Annotated in this window: 20 protein-coding genes; 8 read left to right on the top strand and 12 right to left on the bottom strand. The window is 58.9% G+C overall.

Annotated elements, in window-relative coordinates:
* The first annotated feature begins 161 nt into the window (after window positions 1-161).
* The 6 genes from hemA (at window position 162) to AC1ME2_RS08610 (ending at window position 5,541) form a co-directional block, all read left to right on the top strand.
* Window positions 162-1,439, top strand: coding sequence for a glutamyl-tRNA reductase (gene hemA, locus AC1ME2_RS08635; protein WP_480440446.1), 1,278 nt, complete (start codon window positions 162-164; stop codon window positions 1,437-1,439).
* The gene (gene prfA / locus AC1ME2_RS08630; RefSeq protein ID WP_480440444.1) at window positions 1,436-2,518 is read left to right on the top strand and encodes a peptide chain release factor 1; all 1,083 of its coding nucleotides are present in this window, start codon (window positions 1,436-1,438) and stop codon (window positions 2,516-2,518) included. The genes hemA and prfA overlap by 4 nt, the downstream gene beginning before the upstream one ends.
* The gene (prmC, locus tag AC1ME2_RS08625; protein ID WP_480440443.1) at window positions 2,519-3,361 is read left to right on the top strand and encodes a peptide chain release factor N(5)-glutamine methyltransferase; all 843 of its coding nucleotides are present in this window, start codon (window positions 2,519-2,521) and stop codon (window positions 3,359-3,361) included. It abuts the gene before it with no gap.
* A complete protein-coding gene (locus AC1ME2_RS08620) occupies window positions 3,355-4,110 on the top strand; it encodes a molybdopterin-synthase adenylyltransferase MoeB (protein WP_480440442.1) in 756 nt (251 codons plus the stop codon). The genes prmC and AC1ME2_RS08620 overlap by 7 nt, the downstream gene beginning before the upstream one ends.
* Window positions 4,103-4,903: a glutamate racemase gene (gene murI, locus AC1ME2_RS08615; protein ID WP_480440441.1), complete on the top strand. Its 801-nt coding sequence runs from the start codon at window positions 4,103-4,105 to the stop codon at window positions 4,901-4,903. The genes AC1ME2_RS08620 and murI overlap by 8 nt, the downstream gene beginning before the upstream one ends.
* Window positions 4,904-5,022: 119 nt before the next feature.
* The gene (locus AC1ME2_RS08610; protein ID WP_480440440.1) at window positions 5,023-5,541 is read left to right on the top strand and encodes an acyloxyacyl hydrolase; all 519 of its coding nucleotides are present in this window, start codon (window positions 5,023-5,025) and stop codon (window positions 5,539-5,541) included.
* A 27-nt stretch (window positions 5,542-5,568) separates the two neighbouring features.
* Here the strand turns inward: AC1ME2_RS08610 and AC1ME2_RS08605 are convergent, their stop codons facing one another.
* The 12 genes from AC1ME2_RS08605 to AC1ME2_RS08550 form a co-directional block, all read right to left on the bottom strand.
* Entirely contained in the window at window positions 5,569-5,883 is a 315-nt protein-coding gene (locus tag AC1ME2_RS08605) for a YkgJ family cysteine cluster protein (RefSeq protein ID WP_480440439.1), read from the bottom strand.
* 75 nt (window positions 5,884-5,958) lie between these two features.
* Window positions 5,959-6,468 (bottom strand): DUF2878 domain-containing protein, encoded by a 510-nt coding sequence (locus AC1ME2_RS08600; protein ID WP_480440437.1) that lies wholly within the window; start codon window positions 6,466-6,468, stop codon window positions 5,959-5,961.
* Entirely contained in the window at window positions 6,461-7,723 is a 1,263-nt protein-coding gene (locus AC1ME2_RS08595; RefSeq protein WP_480440436.1) for a class I SAM-dependent methyltransferase, read from the bottom strand. The genes AC1ME2_RS08600 and AC1ME2_RS08595 overlap by 8 nt, the downstream gene beginning before the upstream one ends.
* On the bottom strand, window positions 7,710-8,510 hold the full coding sequence (locus tag AC1ME2_RS08590) for a DUF1365 domain-containing protein (protein WP_480440435.1): 801 nt from the start codon (window positions 8,508-8,510) through the stop codon (window positions 7,710-7,712). Before AC1ME2_RS08590 ends, AC1ME2_RS08595 begins: the two co-directional genes overlap by 14 nt.
* Window positions 8,507-9,754 carry an NAD(P)/FAD-dependent oxidoreductase gene (locus AC1ME2_RS08585; RefSeq protein WP_480440433.1) on the bottom strand — a complete coding sequence of 416 codons (1,248 nt, stop codon included), beginning with the start codon at window positions 9,752-9,754 and terminating at the stop codon, window positions 8,507-8,509. The genes AC1ME2_RS08590 and AC1ME2_RS08585 overlap by 4 nt, the downstream gene beginning before the upstream one ends.
* Window positions 9,751-10,539 (bottom strand): SDR family NAD(P)-dependent oxidoreductase, encoded by a 789-nt coding sequence (locus tag AC1ME2_RS08580; protein ID WP_480440432.1) that lies wholly within the window; start codon window positions 10,537-10,539, stop codon window positions 9,751-9,753. Before AC1ME2_RS08580 ends, AC1ME2_RS08585 begins: the two co-directional genes overlap by 4 nt.
* Window positions 10,536-10,958, bottom strand: a complete 423-nt coding sequence (locus AC1ME2_RS08575) for a nuclear transport factor 2 family protein (RefSeq protein WP_480440430.1) — start codon at window positions 10,956-10,958, stop codon at window positions 10,536-10,538. The genes AC1ME2_RS08580 and AC1ME2_RS08575 overlap by 4 nt, the downstream gene beginning before the upstream one ends.
* A complete protein-coding gene (gene phrB, locus AC1ME2_RS08570) occupies window positions 10,951-12,396 on the bottom strand; it encodes a deoxyribodipyrimidine photo-lyase (RefSeq protein WP_480440428.1) in 1,446 nt (481 codons plus the stop codon). Before phrB ends, AC1ME2_RS08575 begins: the two co-directional genes overlap by 8 nt.
* A gap of 9 nt (window positions 12,397-12,405) precedes the next feature.
* Entirely contained in the window at window positions 12,406-13,356 is a 951-nt protein-coding gene (locus AC1ME2_RS08565) for a MerR family transcriptional regulator (RefSeq protein ID WP_480440427.1), read from the bottom strand.
* 3 nt (window positions 13,357-13,359) lie between these two features.
* Window positions 13,360-14,325 carry a YbgA family protein gene (locus AC1ME2_RS08560; protein ID WP_480440425.1) on the bottom strand — a complete coding sequence of 322 codons (966 nt, stop codon included), beginning with the start codon at window positions 14,323-14,325 and terminating at the stop codon, window positions 13,360-13,362.
* 176 nt (window positions 14,326-14,501) lie between these two features.
* Complete coding sequence (locus AC1ME2_RS08555) at window positions 14,502-14,717, bottom strand: TIGR02450 family Trp-rich protein (protein WP_480440424.1); 216 nt, start codon at window positions 14,715-14,717, stop codon at window positions 14,502-14,504.
* Window positions 14,714-15,700, bottom strand: a complete 987-nt coding sequence (locus AC1ME2_RS08550) for an NAD(P)/FAD-dependent oxidoreductase (protein ID WP_480440423.1) — start codon at window positions 15,698-15,700, stop codon at window positions 14,714-14,716. The genes AC1ME2_RS08555 and AC1ME2_RS08550 overlap by 4 nt, the downstream gene beginning before the upstream one ends.
* A 272-nt stretch (window positions 15,701-15,972) precedes the next feature.
* Here AC1ME2_RS08550 and AC1ME2_RS08545 point away from each other — a divergent pair, with 272 nt between their 5' ends.
* Together AC1ME2_RS08545 and hemH are read left to right on the top strand one after the other, a co-directional pair.
* Entirely contained in the window at window positions 15,973-16,875 is a 903-nt protein-coding gene (locus AC1ME2_RS08545) for a TIGR01777 family oxidoreductase (RefSeq protein ID WP_480440421.1), read from the top strand.
* A gap of 13 nt (window positions 16,876-16,888) precedes the next feature.
* Window positions 16,889-17,914 (top strand): ferrochelatase, encoded by a 1,026-nt coding sequence (hemH, locus tag AC1ME2_RS08540; RefSeq protein ID WP_480440419.1) that lies wholly within the window; start codon window positions 16,889-16,891, stop codon window positions 17,912-17,914.
* Window positions 17,915-18,561: the final 647 nt, after the last annotated feature.

Here is an 18,561-nt window from a genome sequence, read left to right as displayed (position 1 = left end):
CCCATGCGAAAACTACTCAGCGGGCCTTCATCGAGACAAAAAACATGACCAATAACCGGCTTCAAGTGAGCAGTTCTAATAGGACAATAGTTTGCGGTGGTTGTTCTCACTCTGGCGAAGTAGGACAATTGCCGGCTTCACGTCACCATCAGCGACCTTGAATGGCCTTCCTTGCACTTGGTATTAACCATAAGACTGCTTCAGTAGACGTCCGCGAGCGCGTGGCATTTACGCCTGAGCAGTTGGTTGAGGCCTTGCAGCAGCTCTGCCGTCTTACCGACAGCCGCGAAGCTGCGATCCTCTCGACTTGTAACCGTAGCGAACTGTACATCGAACAGGATCACCTGGGGTCCGATGCCATATTGCGCTGGCTGGCCGATTATCATCATCTGAGCCTGGAGGATCTGCGCGCCTGTGCATATGTGCATGAGGATGATGCAGCCGTTCGTCACATGATGCGGGTGGCCTCAGGGCTTGACTCGCTAGTGCTCGGCGAGCCGCAGATTCTCGGCCAGATGAAATCTGCGTACGCCGTTGCGCGGGAAGCAGGGACTGTCGGCCCGTTGTTGGGGCGGTTGTTCCAAGCCACCTTCAATGCGGCCAAGCAGGTGCGCACCGATACCGCGATTGGCGAAAACCCAGTGTCGGTGGCGTTTGCTGCCGTGAGCCTGGCCAAGCAGATTTTCAGTGATTTGCAGCGCAGCCAGGCATTGCTGATCGGCGCTGGCGAAACCATCACGCTGGTCGCCCGGCATCTGCATGAGCTGGGCGTGAGGCGTATCGTGGTGGCCAACCGCACGCTGGAACGGGCCAGTATTCTGGCCGCAGAGTTCGGCGCTCACGCCGTTTTGCTTTCCGATATCCCTGCCCAACTGGTCAACAGCGACATTGTGATCAGCTCCACTGCCAGCCAGTTGCCGATCCTGGGCAAGGGCGCGGTGGAAAGCGCCTTGAAGCTGCGCAAACACAAACCGATTTTCATGGTCGATATCGCTGTTCCTCGCGATATCGAGCCTGAAGTCGGCGAGTTGGACGACGTTTACCTCTATAGCGTTGATGACTTGCACGAAGTGGTTGCCGAAAACCTCAAGAGTCGCCAGGGCGCGGCACAAGCCGCTGAAGAGCTGGTGAACCTGGGTGCTGATGACTTCATGCTGCGCCTGCGTGAGCTGGCGGCGGTGGATGTGCTCAAGGCCTATCGCCAACAAAGCGAGCGCCTGCGTGACGACGAATTGCTTAAAGCCCAACGCATGCTGGCGAACGGCAGCAGCGCCGAAGACGTGCTGGTGCAATTGGCGCGAGGGCTGACCAACAAATTGATGCATGCCCCGAGTGTGCAGTTGAAAAAGCTGACTGCCGAAGGTCGCCTCGATGCGCTGGCCATGGCCCAAGAACTTTTTGCCCTCGGTGAGGGCTCGACGGATAAACCCCCGCAATGAAAGCTTCACTGCTCAATAAGCTGGACATCCTCAATGATCGTTTTGAGGAACTGACCGCACTGCTGGGTGATGCCGAAGTCATTTCCGAGCAAAACAAGTTCCGCGCCTATTCCCGGGAGTACGCCGAAGTAGAGCCGATTGTCGTGACCTACAACCAACTGCTCAAAGTACTGGGCGATCTGGAAGGTGCACAGGCGCTGCTCAAGGACAGTGACCCGGACATGCGTGAAATGGCCGTCGAGGAAGTCCGTGAAGCCAAAGACCAACTGGCCGAGCTGGAAGGTCAGCTACAACGCATGCTGCTGCCCAAAGACCCGAACGACGGGCGCAATGTGTTCCTCGAAATTCGTGCCGGCACCGGTGGCGACGAGGCGGCGATTTTCTCCGGCGACCTGTTCCGCATGTACTCACGCTACGCCGAACGTCGCGGCTGGCGCGTGGAAATTCTTTCGGAAAACGTAGGTGAGCATGGCGGCTACAAAGAAATCATCGCGCGCGTCGAAGGCGATCACGTTTACGGGAAATTGAAATTCGAGTCCGGTGCCCATCGTGTGCAGCGCGTCCCGGAAACCGAATCCCAGGGGCGTATCCATACGTCTGCCTGCACCGTGGCAGTACTGCCTGAACCCGACGAGCAGCAAGTCATCGAGATCAACTCGTCCGATTTGCGCGTGGACACGTACAAGTCCTCCGGCGCGGGTGGTCAGCACGTGAACAAGACCGACTCGGCAGTACGTATCACTCACCTTCCGACCGGCATCGTTGTCGAGTGCCAGGAGGAACGTTCCCAACACAAGAACCGGGCTCGGGCAATGTCTTGGCTGTCGGCGAAACTCAACGATCAGCAAACCAGCGCGGCGGCCAATGCCATCGCCAGTGAGCGTAAGCTGCTGGTGGGATCGGGTGATCGCTCCGAGCGAATTCGTACCTATAACTTCCCGCAGGGGCGCGTGACGGACCATCGGGTCAACCTGACGCTGTACTCCCTTGATGATGTTTTAGCCGGTGGAGTCGATGCAGTGATAGAACCGTTGCTGGCCGAGTACCAGGCTGATCAACTTGCGGCATTGGGTGATTAAATGACTATTATCGCCAGCGTGTTAAGAGCCGCCGAGCTTCCGGATTCGCCGACGGCGCGCCTGGATGTGGAGTTGCTGTTGGCTGCCGCTTTGGGCAAGCCCCGCAGCTACCTGCACACTTGGCCCGAACGGATTGTCAGCAGTGAGGCGGCGCTGGTGTTTGCGTCCTACCTGCATCGCCGTCGCGCTGGCGAGCCGGTGGCCTATATCCTGGGCCAGCAGGGCTTCTGGAAGCTGGACCTGGAAGTGGCGCCACATACGCTGATCCCGCGTCCCGACACGGAGCTGTTGGTCGAAGCGGCACTCGAACTGCATGCGGCAACGCCTGCTCTGGCGCCTGTCACCGTGCTCGATCTGGGCACTGGCACTGGCGCCATTGCCCTGGCGCTGGCCAGTGAGCGTTCGGCCTGGAACGTGACGGCCGTAGACCGCATCCCGGAAGCCGTTGCATTGGCCGAGCGCAATCGACAGCGGCTGCACTTGAGCAATGCAACAGTGCTGATCAGCCATTGGTTCAGCGCGCTTGAAGGTCAGCGTTTCGACATGATCGTCAGTAATCCTCCTTATATTGCCAGCGCTGATCCGCATCTGGTGGCAGGCGACGTACGTTTTGAACCGAGCAGTGCCCTGGTGGCGGGCGTCGACGGGTTGGACGACCTGCGCGTCATCATTACCCAAGCGCCGCATTACCTTGATGTTGGCGGTTGGCTGTTGCTCGAACACGGTTACGATCAAGCCGCCGCGGTGCGCGACCTGATGGCTGACCAAGGCTTTGAACGCGTGCACAGCCGCAAGGATTTGGGCGGCCACGAGCGTATTACTCTCGGACGCCTACCATGCTGACCGACCAGGAGCTGTTGCGCTACAGCCGGCAGATTCTATTGCAGCACGTCGATATCGATGGTCAGTTGCGCCTCAAACACAGCCGGGCATTGATCGTCGGTCTCGGCGGTCTGGGTTCTCCGGTGGCCCTGTATCTGGCGGCTGCCGGCGTCGGCGAGTTGCATCTGGCCGACTTCGACACCGTGGACCTGACCAATCTGCAACGGCAGATCATTCATGACAGCCACAGCGTAGGGCAGAGCAAGGTTGATTCAGCCATCGAACGCCTGACTGCAATCAATCCCGAGGTGAAACTGATCGCCCATCGCAGCGCACTGGATGCCGACAGCCTGGCTGCTGCGGTGGCTGCGGTGGATCTGGTGCTCGATTGTTCTGACAACTTTGCTACCCGTGAAGCGGTGAACGCGGCCTGTGTTGCAGCGCGTAAACCACTGGTCAGCGGTGCGGCGATTCGCCTGGAAGGACAATTGTCGGTGTTCGATCCACGGCGCGACGAAAGCCCGTGTTATCACTGTTTGTACGGACATGGCAGCGAAGCTGAACTGACGTGCAGTGAAGCCGGGGTCCTTGGCCCCTTGGTGGGAATGGTCGGCAGCCTGCAAGCACTTGAAGCACTGAAGCTGTTGGCCGGATTTGGCGAGCCGTTAGTGGGCCGTCTGTTATTGATCGACGCCTTGACCAGCCGCTTTCGTGAGTTGAGGGTCAAGCGTGATCCGGCCTGCAGTGTGTGCGGCCTTACCCATGATTAAAACCCATGAAGCGCCGATTGGAGTCTTCGATTCCGGGGTTGGCGGTTTATCGGTGTTGGGCGAGATTCGCAGCCTGTTACCCAACGAGTCCCTGCTGTATGTGGCCGATTGCGGCAACATTCCTTATGGCGAGAAAACCCCAGAATTCATTCGCCAACGCTGTGCGGTGATTGCCGATTTTTTCCAGAAGCAGGGGGCCAAGGCGCTGGTGCTGGCGTGTAACACCGCCACGGTGGCGGGCGTTGCTGATCTACGCGAACGTTATCCTGACTGGCCAATCGTCGGCATGGAGCCTGCGGTCAAACCGGCTGCGGCGGCGACGCATAGTGGTGTGGTTGGCGTGCTGGCGACCACGGGCACCTTGCAGAGCGCCAAGTTTGCGGCGCTGCTCGATCGGTTTGCCCTTGATGTGCAGGTGATCACCCAGCCTTGTCCCGGTCTGGTCGAGCTGATCGAGACGGGTGATCTGGTCAGCCCGACCATTCGCAACTTGCTGCGCAGCTATGTCGAGCCCCTGTTGGCCGCTGGCTGCGACACCATTATTCTCGGTTGCACGCACTATCCCTTCCTCAAGCCACTGCTGCGCCAGATAGTCCCGGAATCGATCAGCCTGATCGATACGGGCGGTGCAGTCGCCCGGCAACTTCAACGGTTATTGACCCAACGAGCGTTGTTGGCGACCGGTCCCGCTCAAGAAACGCAGTTCTGGACCAGTGCGGCCCCGGAAGATTTCAGAAACATCCTACCGTTGTTATGGAAAACATCTGGCTGTGTGCGATTTTTCCCTCAGTGAAAAAAAAACGCGAAGGGCTCAGTTTTGAGCTGAACTAACGCGTAGCGGCGGATTTTTATAAGACGTCGGGTGAGAGGTGAAAAATCCCTACAACTGCATTCGAAAATAGGATGTTTCTAATGAAGCGACTTTTTTGTCTGGCTGCGCTTGCGGCCGCATTAATGGGGCAAAGTGTTAGCGCTCAAGCCGCTGGCGTCGAGTTCTCGGTCGGTCATACCGGCGAGTCGACGATGACCTATAGGTTGGGGCTGCAATTTGATTGGGATAAAAGCTGGTTACAGAGTGATGTGGGGCGTCTGACGGGTTATTGGAGTGGGGCTTACACCTACTGGGACGGCCGCAAAGCGCCCAGCAACAACAGCCTGTCGTTTTCTCCGGTATTGGTTTATGAGTTCGACGGCGCAAGCGTCAAGCCTTACGTCGAAGCAGGTATCGGCGTGGCAGTGTTTTCCCGTACCCGGGTGGAAGACCAGCGATTGGGTACGTCCGTTCTGTTCGAAGACCGGATTGGGGTGGGGCTGCGCTTTGCGGGGGGGCATGAGATCGGGATTCGTGCGATTCACTATTCCAATGCCGGGTTCAACGACGTCAACTCTGGTGTAGAAAGTTACGCACTGCACTACACGATGCCGTTCTAGACGGGCGATGCGGTTCTAAAGAGGGCGTTAACGATAGGCCGTGGCAATCCCACGGCGTTCGTGCAGGCAATCCGCTTCCCCTGTCTCGAATTCGCGGCAGATCAGTGGGCGCTTCTCGTAGATGGTGCACATCATGGTGTTGCGATCCAGCGCCGCGCACCAGCCATCATCCAGGCGGAGCATGACTTCACCGCCCCAATCATCGGTATCGATGTAACGTTCAGGCACGCCGGTATCAGTGATCAGCATCACTTCCAGCTGGCAACAACAGGCCGCACAGGTCGAACACGTGACGGCCGGTTCTGCGTCGATTTGGGTCAATGGAATGTTGGTGGTTGTCATAGGCGCGCAGTGTATGCCAGTGCGCAGCCCCCGTGTGAATCCGCTGACAGAACACCGCCCCTGGTGGGAGCGAATTTATTCGCGAAGGCTGCCTGTCGGGCGCAGAAGATTTGCCAGACCTTGCAACAACGGAAACAACACCGCCCAGATCAACCCCAGCAACACGATGCTCGGCCACACCCCCAGCGGTAAATGAACCCCCGCCATCTGCGAACCGGCGCAGTACGACAGGGGGCCGCCGATGGCCCCGAGCAGGCTGGCGCGCCACCAGGGCGTGGCGGTCCAGGCCAGGCAGTGATTGAGCGTGGTCGCCAATACCGCCCATAACATGATCAACCACAGCGGGATCAACGGCCCGCCGGTGTCGAAATCAAATACCCCGAGCGCCTGCAAGGCGCTGTCCAGCAAGGTCCCGATCAGCGTGACGCTGATCAGCAGTTTGGCCTCTGCCGCCCATGAACTTATCCACAGCAGATGCACGCACAATACGCTCGCAGGAATCAGCAACCACAGGCTGTCGCCGCCCAGTACGCAGGCGAACCAGCCGATCTGGAACAGCAGCGCGTTGGCCAGCGGTTTAAGCATCAAAACGGCCGAGTAACGGTTGTGGCAGCGCGTCCGGCTTGGCCAACAGTAATTGCGCGGTGCCGATGGTCCGTTCAAGGAAGCCACCTTCGCAGTAGCACAGGTAAAACTCCCACAGCCGCAGGAAGTAATCGTCGTAGCCCAGTTCCATCAAGTAGCCGTGGGCGTGACGAAAATTGTCATGCCACAGGCGCAGGGTTTTCGCGTAATGCAGGCCGAAATCCTCCATGTGCAGCATGTTCATGTCGGTGTCACGGCCGATGATCTCCAGCATCCGCTGCACCGACGGTAAAGCGCCGCCGGGGAAAATGTAGCGCTGGATAAAATCGACGCTATTTTTGGCTTGCTCGTAACGTTGCTCGCGGATGGTGATCGCCTGCAGCAGCATCAGCCCATTGTTTTTCAGCAGCTGTGCGCACTGCTTGAAATAGGTGGGCAAAAACCGGTGTCCCACGGCTTCGATCATTTCGATGGACACCAGCTTGTCGTATTGGCCAGTCAGGTCGCGGTAGTCCTCCAGCAGCAGTGTCACCTGGTCCTTTAAACCCAACTTGGCAATGCGCTTCTCGGTGTAAGCGAATTGCTCTTTCGACAGGGTAGTGGTGGTGACTTTGCAGCCGTAATATTGCGCCGCATAAATGGCCATGCTGCCCCAGCCCGTGCCGATTTCCAGTAAATGATCGGTGGGTTTGAGGTCGAGTTTCTGGCAGATGCGCTCCAGTTTGTTCAACTGTGCCTGTTCCAGGGTGTCGTCTGGACTGAGGAACTGCGCTGCGGAATACATCATGGTCGGGTCGAGAAACTGTTCGAACAGCTCATTGCCCAGGTCGTAGTGGGCCTCGATGTTTTTCTGCGAGCCCTTGCGCGTATTGCGATTGAGCCAATGCAGGGCCTGAATGAACGGTCGTCCCATTTTCGCCAGGCCACCCTCCATGGCGTCGAGCACCGCCAGGTTGCTGACGAAGACCCTGATCACTGCCGTCAGGTCGGGTGTGCTCCAGTAACCTTGAATAAATGCTTCGCCCGCGCCGATTGAGCCATTGCTGGCGACCATGCCCCAGACCGCAGCATCGAGAATCTGGATCTGCGCGTGCTGCCCGGCACCCGCCGCGCCGAATACGTGGTGTTCCTCACCCTCGATGACCACCAATTGCCCGCGCTGCAAGCGGGCAAGCTGGCGCAATACGCCGCGCCGTAGAATGTTGGCCGTCAGGCTGTTGGTGCTGAAGCTGGCCGATACGTTACTGCTTTTCATGGCGAGGGTCCTTGGGTTGCACGGCGGCAATGCGGACGGCATCGTCGGCGGCCTGGTGGGAATGAATGGGCGTCCGTTTGATTAGCAGGCGCAAGGCTTGCCAATAGATCGCCAGGCAGGTCTTTGCGGTCATCCACGGAAACTCGAGTAAATAACGGTGCAGGCTGGTGCGGTTCAGCGCCTGGCGTTGCAGGTTGAGTGTGGCGTCGAACACCTTGAGTTCGCCCTGCCAGTCGGCCATGTGCACGCCGAGCTTTTCCGTTGGCTGACTGAAGCTCATGCGGTACTCCAAATCCCGCGGCAGAAACGGCGAAACGTGGAAGGCTTTGGCCACCGCGAAATGCTGATGGCCTGCACCGTTGGCGGGCAGGACGTAGTGATAGTGCTCACGCCACGGCGTGTTGCTGACCTCGCAGAGGATGGCGGCCAGTTGGCCGTCGCGCTCATGGCAGTAGAAAAAACTCACCGGGTTGAAGGCCAGACCCCAACTGCGGGCTTGGGTCAGCAGGCAAACCGAACCTTGGGGCGTATGGCCCAGGGCGGTGCCGACCAGCTCACGCACCGCATCGATCAGGGGCACACCGCGCCCGGTGTACGCGTGCAGGTAGTCGCTTTGGCGAAACGAAAACGGCGCAAAACGGCTGCTGCCGGCCAGAGGCGACAGGCCAAGCACTGCGTCCTGTTCGTCCAGGTCCAGATACAGCAGGCCAATCCGATAACGGAAGTCATGAGGCTTGGGCGAAAACCGCCGATGGGCGATCCAGCCGCTGTACAGGGCGCTGTTCACAGCGATTCCCCAAAGGCCTGAGCCACTCGCAGGCCGCTGACTACGCCATCTTCATGAAACCCGTTGGCCCAGTAGGCGCCGCAATAGTAGGTGTGTTGCGCGCCATGCAGTTCTTCCCAGCGCGCTTGCGCTGCAACGGCAGTCAGGCTGTATTGCGGATGGGCATAGCGGTAGCGAGCGAGGATCTTGCTGGGGTCGATGGCGGCGGTCTGATTCAGGCTCACGCAAAACCGGGTATGACTGTCGATCCCTTGCAGAATGTTCATGTCGTACGTCACGGCCGCGAGGTGCTGGCCGGCGCCGCCCAACCGGTAGTTCCAGCTGGCCCAGGCCAATGGCCGTTTGGGCAGCAGTTGGATATCGGTGTGCAGCACCACATCATTGTCGGCGTAGGGCAGGGCGCCGAGGATGTCGTGTTCGGCCAGGCTCGGTTGCGCCAACAGGTGCAGGGCTTGATCGCTGTGGCAGGCAAACACCACTTTGTCAAAACGTTCGCTGCCCGCTGCGCTGTGAATCGATACACCTTCGTCATCGCGCTCGACCCGGTTAACGGGGCAATCAAGGCGGATTTTCTCACGAAACGAGGCGGTCAGCGGTTCGATATAGCGGCTAGAGCCGCCCTCGATCACACACCATTGCGGCCGATGATTAACCGACAGCAAACCGTGGTTTTTGAAGAACCGCACAAAAAATTGCAGAGGAAACGAGAGCATGTCGGCCAATGACATTGACCAGATCGCAGCCCCCATCGGCACGATGTAATGCTCGGTAAAGCGCTGTCCGTACCCCTCGGTTTTCAGGTATGCGCCGAGGGTAGTGTCGGCGGCGATGCGCTGGCTGTGCAGATCGCTCAGCGCTTCCCTGTTGAAGCGCAGAATGTCGCGCAACATGCCCCAGAATGACGGCGAACAGAGATTACGGCGCTGAGCGAACAGGCTGTTTAGGGTATTGCCGTTGTACTCCATGCCCGACTCTGGATCGCACACTGAGAAACTCATCTCAGTGGCCTTGAAGGTGACGCCCAGTTTAGCCAGCAAGCGAATGAAGTTCGGGTAGGTCCAGTCGTTGAACACAATGAAGCCGGTATCGATGGCATGGTGCTGGCCGTCGACGGTCACGTCCACGGTATGGGTGTGACCGCCAATCCAGTCAACCGCCTCAAAGACGCTGATCTCGTGGTTGCGATTGAGCAAGTACGCGGTGGTCAGTCCCGCGATGCCGCTGCCGATGATCGCGACTTTCATGGCGTACTCTTCTGCATGTTAGGTGAGCGAACCACGCGTTTAGCCAGCGTGAGTTGCAGGCGTGTCGGCAGCAGCGCCAGTAGGCGCAGGGCAAAGATGAACACCGCTGGGAAGGCAATCTCCAGAGGCCTGCGTGGGCGTTGCAGGCGTTCGGCAATATGGCTGGCGGCTTTCTCTGCGGACCAGCGCAGGGGCATGGGGAAGTCGTTTTGGGCGGTCAGTGGTGTATCGACAAAACCGGGGCTGATGAGGGTGACGTCGATGCCTTCGTGGGCCAGATCGATGCGCAGGGCCTCGAACAGATAACGCAGGCCAGCCTTGGAGGCACCATAGGCTTCAGCGCGTGACAGGGGTAAATAGGTCACTGAGCTGATGACGGCCACAAGGTGCGGTTTTCTACCCAAGCGCAGCAGCGGCAGTGCTTCCTGGACGCAGTAACTGCTGGCCAGCAGATTGGTCCGCACCACGCGCTCGACCAGCGCCGCGTCGAACTGTTTGCAGTCGACATACTCACAGGTACCGGCATTCAGAATCACGGTGTCCAGAGAACCCCATACCTCACCAATGCGCTCGCCGATGGCCTTGACTTGCTCGCTGTCGGTAATGTCGCCGGGCGCCAGCAGGACCTTCCGTGGATAACGTTCAGCCAGCGCTTCGAGCGGCCCCAGCGTGCGCGCGGTCAGGGCCAGCCGGTGGCCGGACTTGATCAGCTCTTCGGCCAGCGCCAGACCGATGCCACTGCTGGCGCCGGTCAGCCAGATGCGTCGTGCGTCAGGAGGCGTCATACCAGTCTCCTTTTTAGCCAGGCAATGGCTCGTCCCATGACAGGCACGTGCTCATAGAGCAGGGCTCCCGCGTCGAAGAAGTCGTGGTGCTGGTAAACCTTGTCGTGCCACAGCAAGTGCGAGCAGCCCTCAACCCGAATCAGCCGACCGGCATTTAATCGCGGGTGGCAAAAACTCATGGTCCAGCGCAGGTAGCCTTTGCCTTCGCCTGTTTGATCGAAGGCATAGAAATCGAAGCGCAGTTGGCTGACGTTGGCGTACAGCTCGCCGAAATAACGACGCACACCGTTGAGGCCACGGATTTCATGCAAGGGATCGGTAAACACCACGTCATCGCTGTACAGCTCGCTGAGTCGATCGAGGTTTTGCTTATCCAGTGCGGCAAAGCGCTGGGCGAACTGGCGCAGAAAGTCACTCATGGTCAGCACCCACAGACTGCCGATGGGGCAGGTTTTTGAAGGCCGACAGCGCACGTTCGCGACTTGTTTTCAAATCAACCATGGGTTTTGGGTAATTGCCCGCGCCGAACAAACCGCCAATGGCCGCCGGGTTGTGGATATCTTTTTTGTTCAGATCCCCCAGTTCGGGCAGCCAGCGCTTGAGGAAACGACCTTCACCGTCGAATTTTTCCGACTGACTGAGGGGGTTGAAAATCCGGAAATAAGGCGCCGAATCGGTGCCGGTGGACGCACTCCATTGCCAGCCGCCGTTGTTTGCCGCCAGATCACCGTCGATCAAGTGCCGCATGAAAAACCGCTCACCCAGACGCCAATCGATCAACAGGTTTTTGGTCAGGAACATGGCGACGACCATCCGCAGCCGGTTGTGCATCCAGCCGGTGTCCAGCAGTTGGCGCATGGCCGCATCAATAATGGGCAGGCCGGTGCGGGCTTCTTGCCAAGCCGCCAATTCTTCAGGGGCATCTCGCCACGGCACCGCTTCGGTTTCCGGGCGAAAGGCGCGGTGTCGGGAAATCCGTGGGTAGCCGACCAGCGTATGTTTGTAGAATTCGCGCCAAAGCAGTTCGTTGATCCAGGTGACGGAGCCGACGTTGCCGGTCTCGAACTCCCCGTGGTTGCTTATCAGAGCGGCGTGCAGGCATTGACGGGGCGATACCACCCCGGCCGCCAGGTACGCAGACAGCTGGCTGGTGCCGGGCTTTGCCGGAAAATCCCGTTCGCTCTGGTAATAACCGATCTGTTCGTCGGTGAAAGCGTCAAGGCGTCGACGCGCCTCGTTTTCTCCCGCAGGCCAAAGCGTGCGCAACACCTCCGTCGGTGGGGCGAAACTATCGACATGGCGCGGCACGGCGTCGCTGTGGATGCTCAGCATACGTTGTGCTTGCGGCGCGTGGACCCGACGCGGCATGGCCTCGTGCAGGCGCGAATAGCAAACTTTGCGGAACTGACTGAAGACTTGGAAATAACTACCGGCTTTGGTCAACACGCTGCCGGGTTTGAAGAGCAACTGATCCAGGTAGCGGTAGACATTAATCCCGGCCTGCTCCAAGGCTTCGGCGACGGCGCGATCCCGATTCGTTTCATTGACGCCGTATTCGTCATTGAGGTGCAGGCCCTTGATGCTGTGCTCCTTGCACAGATCAAACAGCACCTTGGGGGCCTGATCCCACGTGTCGGCGTAACGGATCAACAGCGGCACATTCAATGCGCCCAACGCCTGCCCCAGCTCAACCAGGTTACGCAGCCAGAAGTCCACCTTGCAGGGGGCATCGTCATGGGCTTGCCACTGCCCGGCGCTGATCAGGTACACCGCCACCGTCGGGCCACGCTCCATCGCGGCGGTCAAGGCGGTGTTGTCATGTAATCGCAGGTCGCTGCGCAGCCAAATCAGTTGCATGGTCATTCCTTAGATAAGCCCGAGTCGATGCAGCGCGGTTTGGGCAGTCAAGGGATCTTCGGCGAGCATCAATCCGTCGATCTCAGAGGTGTATACGGACAGCTCGGCAAAATGGATGCACACCGTTGGTCCGGTCAGCAGCGTGGGGCAGGTGATACCGCCCAGCAGCTTGGGCAACTGGCTGAGGTTTAGCGCCTTGCTGGAATACAGCAGCAGAGCGCGGGCCTCCAGGTACTCCACGGCGAGCGCCAACTCGCCTGTCGGCAGCGGCCAATCGAAGACCTGCACCGGGCAATCGGCGCTGCTGATCAGCCAGGCGCTCAGCCACAGGTGCGGCTCCAATGGCAGATCGGACTGATTGACCAACAACAGCGGTGCACCGTTGAGTTGGCGATTGTTGTGGTAGATCCGTGCTCCCAGCTTGCTGCGCAGCCACGAGTAGAAAAACACCCGCTCCAGTTGCGCGCCGAACTGTCCCTGCCAGCGCTGTTCCAGCTCTGCCAGCAACGGCAGCAAAAGCTGCTCGCAAAGGGTGCGAGGCGGGTACAGCGCCATGGCCTGATTGACGGTTTCGTCGATCTTACGTTCGTCCAATTGGCTGACCGCCTGCATCAGCGTCTGGCGCAACGTGTCCCAATCGTTTTCGGCTCTGTTCGCTACGGGTTGTGGGGCGTCGAGCAGGTGTTTGACCTGACTGACCGATACGCCCCGGTTGAGCCACGTCAGGATTTTCAGGATGCGTTGCACGTGCTCGGCCGAATACAGGCGATGACCTTTGGGCGTGCGCTGTGGCACGACCAGCCCGTAGCGGCGCTCCCACGCACGCAGGGTGACGGCGTTGACCCCTGTTTGCCGGGCGACTTCGCGGATCGGCAACCAGCCTTGTTCCAGCGCCAATGCATAAGCATCGGGTCCGCGTTCCGGGGGGCCGTCGAGCGCCTCGCCGCTTGAATCGTTCATGGTTTAGATCGCATTTCGCAGGCTGAGGTTTTCCGGGTGCGGTTGCAGATAAACCTGCTGACTCACGTACGGGTCCGGGTGCTGGCGCAAGTGATGCTTGAGCAGGGTCAACGGCACCACCAATGGCACGACACCTTGGCGGTATTGGGCAATCAGGCGCTGTATCTCTTGGCTGTCTCCGGGGCTCATGGTTTTTTTGAAGTAACCGTTGAGGTGTTGCAGGACATTGGTGTGGGTGCCGCGGGTGGCGCATTTTTTTAGCGCGCTCATCAACTCGCTGAAGTAGCGCGGGCCGATGTCATCGGGATCGGCGTTGGCCATGGAACCGAGCATTTTCCCCAGCACCCGGTACTGCGCCGGGTTATTGGCCATCAGTTGGTATTTGTAGCGAGCGTGAAACTCGGACAGCCCGCGACGACTCAACCCGCTGCGTAACAAGGCTTGCCAGTCGGCGTAAACAAACACGCGGGTGATGAAGTTCTCCCGTAATACCGGGTCGTTGAGGCGGCCGTCTTCTTCGACGGGGAGATCTGGCTGTCGAGCGCAAAAAGCCTGGGCATAAATGCCGCGACCGCCGTCGGGTGCCGGTACACCGTTGTCCTGGTAGACCTTGACCCGCTCAAGGCCGCATGAGGGGGATTTCTGCATAAAAATGTAGCCGCAGAGGTCGTCCATTTCGGTCGCCATGTGCGTGCCGTAATCAGCCAGCGCCTGGGTCACGTTCAATTCGCTATGGACGCTGCCGACGGCCTGAGGATTCGCGGGATCGCCGATCAGGCGAATGGCTTCGCGGGGAATGCCCATGCCGATGGCGACTTCCGGGCAGGCCGGTATGAAGTCGAAATATTCATTCAGGCTGCGGGTACACAGGTGTGACTCTTTGTGGCCTCCGTTGAAGCGCACTTCGACGCCCATCAGGCAGGCGCTGACGCCGAGCTTCGGTTTGTGAATGGCGGGGGTGCGGATCATGACAAACCTCTAAGCTAGACTTGTACAGATATAAGTTTCTGTACAGCTTTGGTTCATCATAGGTTTAACCCTGTACAAGTCAAATTATTTGTACAAGTATTGTCGCGGATTTTCTGAGGGGTACGGGTGTGTAACGAGGTCGGGGCAGGGGGAAAAGGTGTCTGCTCGGCGCTGTGCTATTCCCAGCCGATACGCCACGCCTCAGCGTCTTGCAGGGTTTGCCAGGGGAAGCGTTCACTGCGCTGGGTGAGCACGGCCTGCAACTCAATACCCAGTACGTTGCCTTCTTCGTCACGGAACAGTTCGGTGACCAGGAAATGCTTTTCCCGGTTTTGGGGATGGGCTGCTGTCCACTTAGACAGCAGCAACTTGCGCGGATTGAGACGGTTCATTCCAGATGTTCTATCAGTCGGCGAGCGGCTTCTTGACCGCTGAGCCATGCACCTTCGACCCGACCCGACAGGCACCAGTCGCCACACACATATAAACCCAGATCGGAGTCGGACAGCGCACCCCATTCGTGAGCGTTTGCCGGACGTGCATACAGCCAGCGGTGGGCCAGGGTGAACGCGGGGGCGGGCATGGCACAGCCAGCCAGTTCAGCGAAAGCTCCGTGCAATTGTTCGATCACGGCTTCCTTGGGCATGTCCAGATGCTGCTTGCTCCAGGCGCTGGTGGCATGCAGCACCCAGGTGTCGAGTGCGCTGTCGCGCCCCGGTTTACTGCGGTTGCGGGCCAGCCAGTCAAGCGGACTGTCCTGCACGAAGCAGCCCTCCATCGGGGTTTGCAGGGGGGTGTCGAATGCCAGCGCTACGGCCCAGGTCGGTTCCATCTGCACACCGGCAGCGACGCTGGCAAGTTTCGGCGCGGCCGCCAGCAAGGTGGTCGCTTGAGGCGCGGGCGTAGCGATCACCACATGGCTGAAAGGACCGTAGGTAATGCCTTCGGCGTCCTGCAGATTCCAGTGTTCTTCGCCAAGAAAAACCTCAGTGATCCGGCACGAGAAGGTGACCGGCAGATCACCGCGCATGGCTCGGGTGATCGCACTCATGCGTGGGCTGCCGACCCAGCGCACTTGTTCATCCGGCGACGGGCTGAGCTGGCCTGCGTGGTAGTTGTAGAGCAATGGCTTCCATTCAGCGACATGGCCTTTGGTTTGCCATTGCTGAACCGCGTCGACGAAGCGGCGATCACGAGCGGTGAAATACTGCGCGCCCATGTCCAAAGAGCCGGCATCGCTGCGCTTGCTCGACATTCGGCCGCCACTGCCATGACTTTTATCGAAAAGATGAACCGAATGCCCGGCGGCGTGGAGCGCCTGGGCAGCGGAGAGTCCGGCGATGCCGGTGCCGATGATTGCGATGGGTACAGTCATAGGGGCCTCGTTTACCTTGTCTGTACAGACTACGCCGTAGTTAAAACCTGTACAATATTGTTTTTTGGTATAACTTGTTGCGTCTTGCTGATCGTACGGCCCGATAGCTTGAGTCTGGCACCCTAATGGGGGTTTTCAACTACCCGAACGGGTCATGCAGCGTCACCGTTTTCAGGGGTAGCCTATTGTTAGGTCAACAGCGGTGAGTGAAAGCACCGGTCTGTAATTAATAGACTAACGATTTGCGACGAACGCCACGCGAGGGAGATGTCATGCACATATTGCTGACCGGCGGTACTGGTTTGATAGGACGTCAGCTCTGCAAGCACTGGCGAGCCCAAGGTCATCAGCTCACTGTCTGGAGTCGCAGACCCGAAGAGGTCGGCAAGCTCTGCGGTGATTCGGTCCGGGGTATCGCGAGTCTTGACGCGTTGGGAGTCGAACCAGTGGATGCGGTGATCAATTTGGCCGGTGCGCCGATTGCTGACAGGCCCTGGACCCGCAAACGCAAGCTGCTGCTGTTGAGCAGTCGCATCGGTCTCACCGAACAGCTGCTCGCTTGGCTGGAGCGGCGCGAGCAAAAACCGCAGGTGCTGATTTCTAGCTCGGCCGTGGGCTGGTATGGCGATGGCGGCGAGCGTGAATTGAACGAAAGCGCGCCGCCAGTCAATCGGGATTTTGCCAGTCAGTTGTGCGAAAGCTGGGAAGAGACTGCGCAGCGTGCTGAGGACCTGGGCATCCGCGTGGTGATTGTGCGCACGGGGTTGGTACTGGCGAATCAGGGCGGTTTTTTGCAGCGCCTGTTGCTGCCGTTCAAGCTCGGTCTGGGCGGCCCCATCGGCAATGGTCGGCAATGGATGGCGTGGATTCATCTGCAGGATCAAATCGCACTGATTGATTTTCTGTTGAACCAGCCTGATGCCCGAGGTCCTTATAATGCCTGCGCGCCACACCCGGTACGCAATCGCGAATTCGCCAAGACGCTGGCTGACGTGCTGCACCGCCCCGCGTTCATGCCATTGCCGGCCTCTGTCTTGCGCCTGCTGATGGGCGAAATGTCCGTGCTGTTGCTGGGTGGTCAGCGTGCGCAACCGGTTCGATTACACGCGGCAGGTTTCACTTTCCAATTCACTGATCTGCACGCGGCCCTGGATGATTTGCTAGGTCGCCACTGAAATAGGATGTTGCATGACCGATCACGCGCTGTTGCTGGTCAATCTGGGCTCACCGGCTTCGACCAAGGTGGCGGATGTCCGCAGTTACCTTAATCAATTTTTGATGGACCCTTATGTCATTGACCTGGCGTGGCCGATTCGGCGCTTGTTGGTGTCACTGATCCTGGTCAAGCGGCCCGAGCAGTCGGCGCATGCCTATGCCTCGATCTGGTGGGATGAAGGTTCGCCGTTGGTGGTGCTGAGTCAGCGCCTGCAAAAGGCCATGGTCAAGGAGTGGACCCAAGGTCCGGTCGAGCTGGCGATGCGTTATGGCGAACCGTCAATCGAGACGATGCTCACGCGCCTGGCGGCCCAAGGTATTCAGAAGGTAACGCTGGCGCCGCTGTATCCGCAGTTTGCCGACAGCACCGTGACCACGGTGATTGAAGAGGCAAAGCGGGTAGTGCAGGTGAAACGTTTGAAACTACAGTTTTCGGTGCTGCAACCCTTTTACGATCAGCCCGAATACCTTGATGCGCTGGTGGAGAATGTCCGACCGCATTTGCAGCAGGAACATGACCATCTGTTGCTGAGTTTTCATGGCCTGCCAGAGCGGCATCTGCACAAGCTCGATTCCACCGGCAATCATTGCTTCAAAGGCGCTGACTGCTGCCAGATGGCGTCTGCGCAAGTGCTCGCCACCTGCTACCGCGCACAGTGCCTGCGTACAGCGGGGCTGTTCGCTGAGCGTCTGGGCTTGCCCGAGGGCAAATGGTCGGTGTCGTTTCAGTCGCGGTTGGGTCGGGCCAAGTGGATCGAACCGTACACCGAGGCACGACTTGAAGCCTTGGCGCAGCAGGGGATCAAAAAGATTCTGGTGATGTGCCCGGCCTTTGTTGCTGATTGCATCGAGACCCTGGAAGAAATCGGAGATCGCGGCCGCGAGCAATTTCGCGAGGCCGGTGGCGATGAGCTGGTCCTGATCCCGTGCCTCAATGATGACCCGAATTGGGCCGCGGCGCTGAATACTCTGTGTGAGCGGGCGCCGTTGATGCTTTGATTGGCGAGAGGAGGGCTCGCCCCGTCTGCGACACTGCGTTGTCGCGCAGCAAACTGGGTTGCGATTTGTGTGTCGTGATTGGTGGGGTGTCAGATAAGCCGCCTTCGCAGCGGGACGCGTAGTTGCAAGCCTGCTCCCACAGGTTTTTGATCTGCCTTTGTGATTTTGTGTGAATTGACTGCCGAATTACGGCCAGGCCCCTTTTCCAGTAGGCCGAGCGCAGGCGTTGCGCAGGGGGGTACGAGGCAAGGATGCCGAGTTAGCCGCACGGGGCCAGGGACGGCCCCTTGCGGCGACCCCCGGAGCAACGCCGGAGCGAGGGAAATCCGAGCCTAAGCGAGGATCCGTATGGCGGGGCAAGCGTTTTGGGGTACCTTTTAGTGGTCCGGCATTCCGGCGTTTGTAAAAGGTTCCTCGCTGTAAAAGCGAAACCGTAATTCCAGCACACCAAAATGCCGGATATACACATCAAGACCAGCGCCAACACATTGTTTTTAAACGATTAAAAATCAGTTTGATAGGAGAAAATTTATTCGCGAAGGCTTGATTTCAGGCACAGACGATCTACCGTCTGTCCCGTCCTCTTCGCGAATAAATTCGCTCCCACAGAGGCTGCACAAAGAGTGTGCCTTGCGCAGTCCCTGTGG

Source organism: Pseudomonas sp. ASL9 (assembly GCF_056680335.1).
The sequence above is the reverse complement of the archived record's forward strand: the minus strand, read 5'-3'. Positions and strand labels throughout refer to the sequence as shown.